Origin of the sequence: Pedobacter frigiditerrae (assembly GCF_004331645.1) — a bacterium.
In the GTDB taxonomy this organism is placed as follows: domain Bacteria; phylum Bacteroidota; class Bacteroidia; order Sphingobacteriales; family Sphingobacteriaceae; genus Pedobacter; species Pedobacter frigiditerrae.
Genome location: NZ_SJSK01000007.1, coordinates 63,419 through 77,078, shown reverse-complemented (window position 1 = coordinate 77,078; position 13,660 = coordinate 63,419). Strand labels below are relative to the sequence as shown.

Genomic DNA, 13,660 nt, shown 5'->3' with positions numbered 1-13,660 from the left:
TTTTTTGGCTTGGGTTTACAGGGTGATCACAGGGTCATAACAAGGTCGTAACAGGGTCATTACTCGCTTGCACACCTAGTTAACTCCTAATTAAATCCTTGTGAATTTCGTTTAATCTATAATTAATGATTGGTGATGGGTTTGTCGGCTGTCAAAAGATAATATAACCGACCAAGCATATACCATGCTTGGGGGTTTAGCGCCTTGCTTATGTACAAAATAGCCCACTAGATATAACAATTATGCCATTAGCTTAAAACAAAAAGTTCAGCATAGCTTTTACCCCATGCTGAACAATTATTGTGACTACAAAAAATAGAATTATCCTTTTTTTATATAACCCTTTTATTTTTTACTGCTAAAATCAAACCATAGGGTTTCTTTGATGAGCTCTCCATTGGCTTTATTTTTTTCACTTTGTGGCCCTAATACATTTGCCGATTGAAACTTAGTGCCAATTGGACTAATTGCATTTAAAAATCCAATGTTACCTGTTGGAAAAGAGGGTTCTACATTATTGTTTTTAAGCGCCGCCATTTCTCTAGCTGGTTGATATAGCTGTAGATACATATTTTTATTGTTGGCATACACTGTAAACGGGCTTTCCTTATTCTCTAGCACCACCCAATTAACCTGCCCATAATAACCTTTAAACTCCGGATATGCTCCTATTTCGCCAGTAATACTGTTGTTATAGTTTTTATGCCAAACACCAAATTGCTGACCTTTTAACCTGTTTTTCCAAACCCTATAAGGACCTTGTCCTAAGTATTTAACACCTGTAACCTTGTCTTCAGGATAATTAAAGGTAATGCCCATGAAATCGGCTAACCCTTGTTGACTGTACTGATAGTCTAGTTTAACTTTTTGCCCAGGCTCAAAAGTCCATTTAACATGCAAGTTGCCCTCACCTTGATAGTCTGCCTCCACTATGTATTTCTTACCGTCTGCCTTGTAGGTAAATTGTTTCAATGCCGTAGACACACCCGCTAAAACAGGGCCTCCAGATAATGAAATGGTATTGCCCCCAGGTTGTACAGCTTTTTGGATATACCCAGTAGATTTATCAAAATGATAACTAATCCCATCACACTTCACTTCAATAGCATTGTTAACATCAATTGCTTTTATGGTAGCTTTAGGCGCTAAGGCAACCAACTGTTTAAGCATGTTAGCATGCGCATTGATAGGCCAGCTCCAGGTAAAAACTTCTTTTTTATCAGGGCTATATGCGGTGAGGTATAACGCATCGTTTTTAGACCAGTTTGCAGGTAAGGCTAGATTAATTGTCCCTTTTTCGCCTGGTTTTAAATTAATGGCAACCGGTATGCCAGATGCTGCCGTTGTGGCTAAAATACTTTTCGATTGTGCATTGGGCAGTTTTACCAGTTTCCATTTAAAGGTACACTGATTAATATTGGTAAAATCGTATCTATTTTCGATGGAAATTTTGCCATTAAAACCTGTCGTTAAAGTTGGGTTCTGAACATAAATTGGCGACCAGATTTCTTTTATGGTAAAAAAACTAGCTTCCTTTTCGCGATGAGGCCCCACAATGCCATCTGGCGCATGGTTACCATCGCTATCATAAATTCCATTTTTATCTGTACGGATAACATTTTCATCTGCAAAGGCCCAAATAAAACCACCTGCCCCATGCGGATGTTGAAGCATCTGTTCCCAAAAATCGTCTAAAGCCGCTCCTGCTCCACCATCATAAAGCCCATGCATAAATTCTGTTGGGAAGAAAACTTCCTGTCCGGTTGTAGCAGCCTTAACCATGTATTTATAATCTGGATAGTGTTTGGTATCAGTGCCATTAAATTTTTCCCAAGGGTGAATCACTGTACGTTTTTGTGGGTCATATAAATCATAATCTCCATCTAGCTCTCTGTTAAAACCGCCTTCGTTACCATTTGCCCAAAAAATAACCGAAGGATGATTTACATCACGTATCACTAATTCCTTCACTAGCTTACGGCCGATTGTGGTGTCGTAAAAGGCTTGCCAGCCGGTTAATTCATCGATTACATATAAACCTAACGAATCGCATACATCCAAAAAGTCTTGATCTGGCGGATAATGCGACATCCTCACTGCATTCATGTTCATTTCCTTCATTAATTTAACATCCAGTAAGTGCACTTGATGACTTAATGTACGACCTGTTTCTGGCCAGAAGCTATGACGGTTACTGCCTTTTAATAATGTTTTTTTCCCGTTCACGTAAAATCCGTCATTATTTCTGAGTTCAACCGTACGGAACCCGAACTTTTGTTTGGTTTGGTGGATCATGCCTCCTTTACTTTTTATCGTAAGTACAACTTGATATAAGTGAGGAAACTCTGCGCTCCATAACTTTGGTTTGATAAAACTGCCTTTTAGTTGTAATTTATCTTCAGTGGCACTAGCCTTAACTATAATTGGTTGACCAACATTTGCCCCATTCAATTGTTTAACCTGTGCTTCTAGCGTTTCATCGCCTTTTAAATTCTGAGGATAAATATCCATTTGAAAATCGCCATTGGCCTTTGCGTGAACAGCCACTCTATCTACAAAAACTTCAGGAACTATCTCTAGGTAAACTGGTCTATAAATACCACCAAATACCCAAAAATCGCAAGTACGTTCGGCACTATTTACAGAGGTGTTTGTAGAGTTCTTATCTACGGTAACTTCTAATAAGTTCTTGCCATTTGGCTTTATAAATTTAGTAATGTCATACTTAAACCTATAAAAGCCACCTTGATGGATGTCTCCAACCTGTGTGCCATTGATCATTACTTTGGTGTCTGTCATGACCCCTTCAAACACGATGAAAACCCTTTTGCGTTCTAATGCACCTAAAACAAATTCGTGCTTGTAAATACCTTGCTCATTCGCTTTATTTTTATCATGGCCATAATTATAAGTACCAAAACCTTGTTGCTCCCAATTAGATGGAACTTTTATTTTAGACCATTGCCCACTTTTTCTGCCACTGGAGCAGTAAAAATCCCACAACACTGTATTGTCCTTATCTGTACCTGAGAGGTATTTAACGATAGTTTGCTGAGAAAACCCAATAAGGGAAGTGATACAAAGCAAGAAAAATAGGAATGATTTTTTCATTGTTTACATGATTGGCTTTTGCAATATGGCTATAATTTCGAGAAAATGAAAAAACTGAGCAATGCGCATTAATGGTTAATTGTTTAAACTGTGTAAATTGGTTAACTGTATATGGCAAGTAGCCATTTAACCGAGTTCAACAATTAACCATTTAAGCATCTTAGGCAAGTCTCCATGGGCTCTTCACTTCTCACAAAAACTTGCACCAGAGAGAGATTAGCAGATTATTAAAATACCTTCTTAGTCATCAGATGAGATTTGTAGGGTGCTTTATCCCAAAGGGACTCCTTGGGAGTACTTATCTGATGACGTTCTAAACCCCTTGTTCTCCAAAGCACACTGAAGACCAGCTGGCTTTAAAAACAAAAGTTCAGCATACTTTTTACAATATACTGAACTATTAATCTGCTAATCACTGACTATCAGAGAGGCAAGTGCTGCCAATGTTGTTTATTCTATTTTAACAATATTGAGGTTTTGATCAACCAACAAACCTTTACTCATCTTAAGGTCGAATTTCAACTTGTGTTTTGCTTTTAATTTGATTACAAATAAATCGCTAGTGCCAGATAAGGATTCCTTATTTCCTAAATTCACAAATGTTGGATACAAAACCTTATCACCATTGGTATGTAACCTATCATTTGTTAGGTTATCCATTTGTTTTGTGTTTAGGCTTTGCACTGCTACAAATTCATAATCTTGTGGTTTATAAGGCAAGGCAAAGCTTAATGCGTTTACCGATTTTAGCTCAATACCTTTAACCCTAATTTCTACAATTTCATCTTTGTTATAGTTTTGTTTTGAGGTACTTAACTCAAGTTTGCCTTCAACCTTAGCCTTAGTCTCTTTTACGCCACCTTCTAACTGTGTAGCAACAACAGAAATATCATAAGCATCTATCAATTCATTTTTATTGATATCGCCATTGCTGATGTAACCTTCAAAATCAGCATCACCTTTTCTTAATCCGGTGTAGTTGATGTAAGAAGTAAAATCATTTTTATCAATTAAACGGTCGTTGTTAATATCTCCCGGAAGGTAACTTTCTGTACCTGGAACTTTAAACACATACAATTCGCGACCCGAGCCATAATCTCCAACAGCGGCTGTAACTGAGATTTTGATGTAACGGGCCGAAGGATGATTGCTAAAATTAAAGATTTTAACCTCGTCGGTTCTTGCCCATTCAAAGGCTCCAGCTGTTGTCCAGTTTTCTTTGTTGTTACTATAAGCAACACTTCCTTTTAAGACAACTCCATTTCCTCTTCCAGAACGTGGCAGGTAATGAAACTTATCTAATTGATTAATTGATTTTAAGTCGATAACCATATCAAATGGAACAGCTTTAACGCCATATTTGGTATGCCACATGCTGGCTTCATCAAAATCAAACAACTTAGTTGGCCCTTCACCACCTTGGTTTTCTGCTGTGGTTTGTGCCACAATGCCTTTAATGGCAAACTCCAATGGATTATTTTTTGTAATAGCGTTAATTGAGGTCCAATCTGAAAAGCCATCTTTATTTACAGCACGTAACTTAAATGAATAAGCAGTTTCAGGCGATAAGCCTTCAAATAACAATGTGGTATCCTTAATGGTAGTGTACAACATTTTGTTAAACTCAATTTCATAAAAATCGGCATTGCTTACTTTTTTCCATGTAGGTCTTAAATCAAATGCATTTCTACCTTTTTCTGTAACCTCAGCTAAAGTTGGTGCAGTTAATGCTCCAGTAGAAATTCTATTTTTATTAACAGGCTCGAAAATAAAACCATCAACATGAAGTACAACATCATTTACCGTTACATCTGTTGCTGCTAATTTCACTAATAACTGAGGGTTTTTGGCTATTACTACCTTTTCAAATTCACTTCCTTTTGTTGCAAACCTGTTTAAATTAGGACTAGCATCATAAAAATAACCATTTTGCAATTTGTCAAATTCATCAGCCGAATTTGCTCTTTTTAGTTTTACTTTTTTGCCCCCAATTTTTACTGTAACGTGCTTAGGTGTTGCAGTAACATTTACAACAAATGAAGTTGCTTTATTTTTAACAAAGCCTTCAAAATCTCCTTTTGTAGGTTCAATCGTAATAACAGAATGACCTTTAATAATCATGGTCTTAATTAATGTGGTTGCACCTTTACCTAATTTATAGGCTTCTGTTAATCCATCATCATCATATTCTGTAAAGCTACTTTGGCGGTCTGGATAAATCTCATAGCTACGTACTGCTTTATTTATTTCCGAAACATTGTTATTTGGATTCACCATTGGGATAATGGCCCCGGCTTTAACAAAAACAGGTAATTTCCAAATCGGTACATCAAAGCTATTGATGATCCTATTTCCTTCATATTTTTCTCCTGAGAAATAATCAATCCAAGTACCTGCTGGCAAATAGATATTATTACGAATATCATTCCCTTTTTCGTCGGCTTTGGTAGCCTGATAAATTGGCGCCACTAAAAAACTTGGGCCAAACAAGTATTGGTATTGCGTGGCTGTTCCATAGGTAAAAGCATTCGGCGACGATAAAAACATTGCCCTGATGATTGGCAATCCGTTTACTGCTTCCTTAGCAATACTGTATTGATAAGGCAATAATGCTGATTTTAATTTCAAATAATTACGGTTGATAGAAGCTACAGGTTCACCTTGAGCGTGTGGATATTTCTGACTAGAACCCCAACCATCCATATTTAATTGCATCGGTGTAAAGGTTTTCCATTGAAAATCCCTGATATTCATAGGACCGTTTTTACCACCAAAAATACCATCCATATCAGAAGTTATATTTGGTTGCCCCGACAAGCCCGAGCCGATATAAGTAGGGATATGAAAACGAATGTATTCCCAATTCCCTCCGGTTTGATCGCCCGACCAAATGGTTGCATAACGCTGTGTACCTGCCCAACCATCTAAAGAGATAATAAAAGGTCGTGCATCCTTCCCATATTTTGGAATAATTTGACCAACATCGGCTACGCCATTTAAGCCAAATGAGTAGCCTGCTCCTACCCAAGCCACGTCTGTTTTTAAAACTCGAACACCCGCATCTTGTACTTCTTTTATAATATCACGTTGCAACAATGCACTTACTTCTGGTTTGGGGTGTAAGTCTGACTGTGTCCACAAGCCAATTTCTACGCCATTCTTACGGGCGTAATCTCCAAAGCTTTTTAAATTGGCAATATTACCATCTAAAGTTTCTGTTTGTCCGTAACCAGCACCATAGCCATCATTAGGTAAAATCCAACCTAATGGCATATCGTGTTTTTTATATCTATCGATTACTCCACGTGCCGAAAACTGATAGTTGTTCTTTTCGCCGTTTAATGATTCTTTAATACCTCCATTGTCTTTCTGACTTTCTTTATAACGTAATCCATCTTCAAATACAATTCCAGTTCCTGTGGTATCCTTAGCCCAATAATCACGATTAAATGCATTTAAATGCCCTTCATAAAAACCGAATTTTGGCAATAGTATTGGATTACCTGTTAATTGATAAAAATCATTTAATAACGCAACTGCTCCATCATTTACCATCAAAAAGACATCTAAGTAATTGGTTTCATGTGCTAGCTTTACAATTCCATTTTCTTTGGCTCCAAAATCATAAATGCCTTTTTTAAAGGTATACCACATGACCGCGTAACCTTTTGTAGACCAATAATAAGGTGTTGGCGAAGCTACTCCACCATCTGTCCAGCTGTTTTGATTTTCGATGGCAATCTTCCTACCTTTATGAGAGAAACGACCATTTTGTACACCTCCTCCATAAAAATACTCATCAGCGTTTTCTTTTAAAGTAAGTGTTACCTTATCTTTTTCAAAGTTTACTGGTGTTACCTCCGTTAATACAACAGCTTTTGTAGCTTTATTGATCACCTTTATCAGAGAGGTATTTTTATCTACCTGAATAGCTATTTTTGCTGTCGACACGGTGATTTGATTATTCGCATCAACTATGTTTAAACTAGCAACTGGTCTTCTTGGATTTTCTACCAATATTTTAGCCTCAGGTTTTGCTTCAGGATCCCTAAGTGTGCCCCCTGTATTGTCTTGAAACATCCTGAAGATGTTTTCTCCATAAAAATCTAAAATTAGTTTTTGGTTGTCTGACAGTGAGAGTTCAACAGCAGTATCATTGATTTTTTTGGCGCTAATTACCTTTGTGTTTTGCGCTAATGTTGGCAAAGCCGATATTAAAAGGGCAAAAACAAGTAAATAAGGCATTACTTTAATGTATTTGGGAAGAAAAAACATTTTCATCTTATATTTTATAATTTTTAATATTCTACGTGGTAGTCTTTTTTAAATGCTTGTCCACTCCAAGCTTTTTTTGCAGTCCAGTCTGCTGCATCTGCTGTCCAAAATACATTATCTGCTGGCAAACCTAAAGGTAAAAAACCTAAAGTAGCCATGTACAAACTACCTGTTGAAGTATAACTATCGGCAATGCCAGGTTGCGAACCACAGAAACCTAACACCAACCAACCAGCCGCATCAAAGTTATTACATTGATCAAACATCCTATGCATTACCGCAGTTACGCCGCAGCGAACTTGAGCTGGGCTAATTTGTGTTGGCAATTTTTCCATTAAGGCCACCTGACCCAATGCTTGAAAAGCAGCGGTACGATAAGTAACAGACCTACCCATTGGAACATAAGTACCATCTGGACTAATGATCCTTTCAGAAAACTCTGAATAACGTACCATTCGTTTTACAGCAGTATCATACATATCTATAGGAACTCTTTTTTTATCTGAAAGTACCTTAAAAAAATCGACCAACATGGGATGGATTACGTAAGAATTGTAATAATCCATACTAAAACTTGGTCCATCGCTATACCAACCATCTCCTTGGTACCATTCTAATATTTTTCTTTTTGCAAACTCTAAGCGTACTGGGTCAGCTTGTTCGCCAATGCTGAGTAAAAAAGCTTCATTAATCCCTGCAAAAAGCAACCAGTTATTGTATGCACCAGTACGTGTACGCAAGGCTTTAAATTCTTCGGCAATTCTTTTTTTAGTTACCGCATCTAATGGTTCCCATAATGCTTTTGGTGCTCTTAAAAAAGCTTGTGCCATGTAAGCGGCATCTACAATAGGCTGACTTTCAGTTCTAAAGTTCAGGTAATCTGGATTTGAAGGATCTACCGCATTTGCAATACCCTTTAACAGTGCTTCACGTAGTTTTTTACGCATTTGGCCTTCTTTAGTCTCATCATCAGGCAAAGCAAGCCAAGGGGCAACACCTGCCATTGTTCGGCCAACAGCTTCTAGGTAAGTAACCTTTTTAAAAAAATCTGTTTTTTGACCAGGAGGCACTTCTACCGGCATGTTCTTTTTCAAGGTGCCATTAGAAAGGTTTAATATCACTGGAGAAGACATTTTGTACAAAAGATTTGCCCAATACTCGCGATCTTGAGCACCAGTAACCACTGGATTTTGTTTTGCCTTTTTTTGACTTTGTGCCTGAACATTTGCGGTAGTAAATACTACGACAACCAAAAACACATATTTAAGTTTATTTATCACTGTTTTATTTTTATTTGGTGCTAATTTCAAAGTATCTGTTGGTTCCTGTAGAAAGGTCTACAGTGTATTGTAAAAGCTGAGGTTTTTTACCTTTATAGATAATGGTTGAAGGAATTAAAACATGAGTGGCAGCATCAGTTACCACTACTTTTTTTGGATCAGCTTTTTTGATTTCTTTTTTAATGTCTGACCATTTTACTTCAACAATTTGTTTTTTTGAACTAGCAGTTTCATTATAAACTTCCTTAATGAATACATTATTTTTATGATTTAGGTATAAAGGAAGCATTTCGCTACCTGCTAAAAGAAAAGCACCAACTCCATAAACGTCGGTATCGTTATAAGTTACTTTATCTGGTGCTGCACCCTGTGCTTGTACAAAACCCAATTTTCCATCTGGATGTACAGCTGTAACCAATGCCAACCAAGCCTTGTTAACTACTGGTTGGTATTTTTTAGCTGGCAATAAACCATTGTTAATGCCCCAAGCCATGGCATAACAGATAAATCCTGTTCCGCTGGTTTCTTTTGAAGGATAACTTGCAGGGTCTAACAAACTCGCATGCCAACTGCCATCAGGTTGTTGTAAAGTTGCCAGTTTACTAGACATATCAGTAAATAAACCTTCTAATTTTTTACGCTCTGGATGGTTTTTTGGCATTACAGAAAGTACCCTTACCAGGCCTCCTATTACCCAGCCATTACCCCTGCCCCAAAATACCTTAGTACCGTTTTTCTCTTTTTTATCGAAATAACGACTGTCCCTGTAATAAAGGTGCTCGTCTTTATCATAAAGGTATTCGGTTGTTTTCATCCACAATTGTGCAGATTTATCTAAATATTTTGCATCTCCTGTTGCTTCAGTAAGATAACCCAACGCTGGGGGCCCCATGAACAAAGCATCGCACCAAGCCCATTCTCTCAAATAAATGCTTTTTTTCCATTCTAAACCTTCTGTATGAGGCAAAGTGGTAATGGTATCAGCCAATGCTTTAAAATCGGCAATGTACTTTGGGTCTTTGTAAATCTTATACAATTGAGAATAGAGCTGCCCAACGCAGTAATCATCAGCAAAATAGCGATACTTTCCTACTTGCCATTTATTATCTTCTCCTACTTGTATGAGCTTACGGTAATAGGTTTCATCATTTGCTATTTTAGCCCAAGCTACCATACCAGTATACATGGCGCCGCTTGTCCAGTCTTTTTTAGGATTTTTCCAGCCCACGGTTTCTAAAGTTTTCCATTGCCAATCGGCTACTTTTTTCATTTGAAAGAAAATAGAGTCGCTGGTTAATGCACTAGATTGACTTTGAGCAACACCTGTACTTAAAAAGAATAAGATTAAAAAGAATAAGGATATTCGTTTATTCATTGGTTTATTTGGTTGTGTGTTAATTAATTATTACCAAATTAAACATGTAAATTCTTATATGTATAGTTAAGGGCAACACAAACGTTTGTTTTTTTATAGCTGTTTAAATTACTTTAGATTTTAAAAACATTATGGTTTTGAATTAGGCCTTTATTATTGGATTTGCAACACTTAATTTGTTGTTTTATGGAGTTGGGTATCTAACCTTCTTGTGACATATGAAAGAATACGCCAAGAAATCAAACGTTTGTGTTGATATAAATACAAACGTTATTTATTTTATCAAACAATTAGCCAGTTATTATGTTAGCTTTAGAAAATACCAAGGAAAATTAACCTCACTCACCTTCCCTGTTGTTACGCTAAAATATCAGCGTCTATTTCTTACCAACCGTTTGCAAGTTTAAAAAATGAAAAAACACATTTCAGATGGGCTGGAAACTACACATTTGCTTAATCTAAAAAATTCAGAACAAAAAAATCAAACTGCTGAATTAATTATTGCCAATAAGGAGATCGCCTTACAAAACGAGGATAAGGAAAATCGGGCGGCAGAATTAATTATTGCCAATAAAGAACTTATCTTTCAAATCCAGGAAAAAGAGAACCGAGCAGCAGAACTAGTCATTGCAAATAAGGAATTGGCTTTTCAGAATGAAGAAAAGGAAAACAGGGCTGCAGAATTAGTTATTGCCAACAAAGAGCTTGCTTTTCAGAATAAGGAAAAAGAAAAAAGAGCAGCAGAATTGATTATCGCTAACAAAGAATTGGCTTTTCAGAACAAGGAAAAAGAAAAAAGAGCTGAAGAACTTATTACTGCTAATAGAGAACTTAAAAATGCAGAGGAAGATATCCGCATTTTAAATGAAGAGTTAGAGCAAAAAGTTATTGAACGCACTGCACAGCTAGAATCTGCTAACAAAGAATTAGGTTCCTTTTCCTATTCGGTTTCACATGATTTAAGGGCACCAATTAGGGCGATAAATGGTTACTCAAAAATCCTTTTAGAAGATTATGTAGAGAACCTAGATGCTGAGGGGGAAAAAATTCTCCAATCTATCATTTACAACTCTAAAAAAATGGGATTGTTAATTGATGATTTATTGGCATTCTCAAAATTAGGCAGAAAGCCAGTAACAGTTGCAGAAATTGACATGAATGGATTGGTTCAACAAATAAAGGAAGAATTGATTTTTGAAAAAGGAGACCACATTCCAGAATTTGATTTTGAAATACTTCCAAATGCCGAAGGCGACAAATCATTAATTAGGCAAGTGTGGATTAACCTGATATCAAATGCCATTAAATATGCTAGCAACAAGGCAAATACACACATACAGATTGGTTCTTATCTGGAAGAAAACATGGTGGTTTATTTTGTAAAGGATAATGGCGCTGGTTTCGACATGCAATATTACGACAAGCTTTTTGGGGTATTTCAGCGCTTACATTCACAAGAAGAATTTGAAGGAACCGGTATCGGACTGGCGATAGTACAAAAGATTGTGCATAGACATAATGGAAATGTTTGGGCAGAATCAGAATTAGAAAAAGGCAGTTGTTTTTATTTCAGCTTGCCAGCAATAAATTAAAAGAACATGGAATACGAAAATATAGAGATACTATTTGTAGAAGATAGCGTAGATGATGCCGCATTAACGATAAGGGCATTAAATAAAAGTGGTTTTACCCACAAACTGCTACACGTTAAAGATGGAGCTGAGGCATTGGATTTTTTGTATTGCAGAGGGGTTTTTTCATCAAGAAACCCTAATCAATTTCCAAATCTGATATTATTAGATTTAAAAATGCCCAAGGTATCTGGCATACAGGTTTTAGAGCAAGTTAAGGCTGATAAAAGGATGAAATCTATACCAGTGGTCATGCTAACATCTTCAAATGAAGGGCCTGATATTGAGAGATGTTTCGAATTAGGCGCTAATAGCTACATCGTGAAACCCGTAGAGAGTGATAATTTTTTTAAAACCATTAAAGAAATTGGTTTGTATTGGATGATTTTAAGTCAACCACCACACTTGTAAATTATACCATGCTAACCAACCTAAAAATCCTCATTGTTGAGGACAATGAAAGCGATGCTGATTTACTTTTACGTGAATTAAATAAAATAGGCTTAGATTTTAAAACACTCAATGTTCAAACTCGTAAAGATTTCGAATCAGCGCTAATTACTTTTGAACCAGATTTAATACTATCAGATTATGCTCTTCCTTCCTTTGATGCAGTAACAGCTTTTGGAATTACGCAAGTAAACCATGCTCATGTTCCTTTCATTATTGTTTCTGGATTTATAGGAGAAGAAAATGCTGTAGAATTAATTAAAAATGGAGTTACAGACTATGTTTCAAAGGAAAGACTTTACACTTTAACCACTAAAATCAAAAGAGCACTTGATGATTCTAAAATAAGGAAGGAAAAAATCATAACTGATAAAAAACTAATCTTTCAATCTGCAGAATTACAAACCTTAAACCAACAGCTCGAAAATAGGGTAATTAAACGTACCAAGGCGCTTGCAGAAAGTGAAAACCGTTTCAGGAACATGATGGAAACCATCCCTCAAATTTCTTGGACAAACACAGTTGATGGTGAAGTGGTTTATTACAATCAACGATGGTACGGTTACACTGGCTTAACAGAAGTAGAAACCAAAAACCTAGGGTTTGATGCAGCCATTCATCCAGAAGATTTGAAACTTAGTGCCGAAAATTATTACACTATTATTAAAGGAAATAAGGGTGGCGAATTTCAAATCAGAGCAAAAAGAGCTGATGGAGATTATCGTTGGCATTTAATTAGGTTAATGCCGATTCTGGATCAACAAGATAAAATAGAACTTTGGGTTGGCACAGCTACAGACATACAAGAGTTACGGTTATTACAACAACAAAAAGACGATTTTATTAATATTGCCAGTCATGAACTAAAAACTCCAATGACATCCTTAAAAGGTTCTTTACAGTTACTCGACAGGCTTAAAGACAATTTGCAATCGCCAATGTTGCCCAAACTTATCTTACAGGCTAACAAAAGTATGGACAAGGTAAATGCCTTAATAAATGAACTTTTAAATTCTAGTATGGCAAATGACGGCAAGCTACATATTAAAGCCAAAAAGTTTCGCATTGCCGAAATGATAGATCAATGTTGTTTAGATGTGCGTTCTGATGGCAAATATATCATTTCCACCACAGGAGATTTACAATTAGAAGTAGCTGCAGATGCTTTAAGAATTGAACAGATCATTAATAATTTTGTAAATAACGCAATTAAGTATGCACCAGGCTCTAAAAACATCAAAATCTTAATCGAAAAGATTAACGAATCAGCTAAAGTGTCTGTCATAGATAACGGTCCCGGTATACCTAAGGAAAAACTCAAACATCTTTTTGATCGTTATTACAGAGTTAATAGCAGCGAAAGCCAGTATAACGGGCTTGGTTTAGGGCTTTATATCTGCTCAGAAATCATTAAAAAACATGATGGTACAATTGGAGTAGAGAGCGAGCAAGGAAAAGGTACCGCCTTTTGGTTCACCTTGCCGTTAGAACAGGCTCTTTTAAACTAAAATTATCCAAACTAAGCTTCTCTATATTTA

At 36.4% G+C, this 13,660-nt stretch carries 7 protein-coding genes; 3 read left to right on the top strand and 4 right to left on the bottom strand.

Annotated features, from left to right (window positions below; all coding sequences use genetic code 11):
- Positions 1 to 345: 345 nt before the first annotated feature.
- From EZ428_RS21495 to EZ428_RS21480, 4 genes are all read right to left on the bottom strand, one after another.
- Entirely contained in the window at positions 346 to 3,111 is a 2,766-nt protein-coding gene (locus EZ428_RS21495) for a glycoside hydrolase family 2 protein (RefSeq protein WP_131555403.1), read from the bottom strand.
- Positions 3,112 to 3,561: 450 nt separating this feature from the next.
- Positions 3,562 to 7,392 carry a TIM-barrel domain-containing protein gene (locus EZ428_RS21490; protein ID WP_131555402.1) on the bottom strand — a complete coding sequence of 1,277 codons (3,831 nt, stop codon included), beginning with the start codon at positions 7,390 to 7,392 and terminating at the stop codon, positions 3,562 to 3,564.
- Between the two features lie 17 nt (positions 7,393 to 7,409).
- Positions 7,410 to 8,666, bottom strand: coding sequence for a DUF2264 domain-containing protein (locus EZ428_RS21485; protein WP_205945791.1), 1,257 nt, complete (start codon positions 8,664 to 8,666; stop codon positions 7,410 to 7,412).
- 10 nt (positions 8,667 to 8,676) lie between these two features.
- Positions 8,677 to 10,041, bottom strand: coding sequence for a glycoside hydrolase family 88/105 protein (locus EZ428_RS21480; protein WP_131555401.1), 1,365 nt, complete (start codon positions 10,039 to 10,041; stop codon positions 8,677 to 8,679).
- A 410-nt stretch (positions 10,042 to 10,451) separates the two neighbouring features.
- On the opposite strand from EZ428_RS21480, the gene EZ428_RS21475 reads away from it, so the two are divergent.
- Genes EZ428_RS21475 through EZ428_RS21465 form a run of 3 tightly spaced genes read left to right on the top strand, consistent with a single transcriptional unit; the run spans position 10,452 to position 13,630 of the window.
- Positions 10,452 to 11,633 carry a sensor histidine kinase gene (locus tag EZ428_RS21475; RefSeq protein ID WP_131555400.1) on the top strand — a complete coding sequence of 394 codons (1,182 nt, stop codon included), beginning with the start codon at positions 10,452 to 10,454 and terminating at the stop codon, positions 11,631 to 11,633.
- A gap of 6 nt (positions 11,634 to 11,639) precedes the next feature.
- Positions 11,640 to 12,083, top strand: a complete 444-nt coding sequence (locus EZ428_RS21470; RefSeq protein WP_131555399.1) for a response regulator — start codon at positions 11,640 to 11,642, stop codon at positions 12,081 to 12,083.
- An 8-nt stretch (positions 12,084 to 12,091) separates the two neighbouring features.
- A complete protein-coding gene (locus tag EZ428_RS21465; RefSeq protein WP_131555398.1) occupies positions 12,092 to 13,630 on the top strand; it encodes a hybrid sensor histidine kinase/response regulator in 1,539 nt (512 codons plus the stop codon).
- Positions 13,631 to 13,660 lie beyond the last annotated feature (30 nt).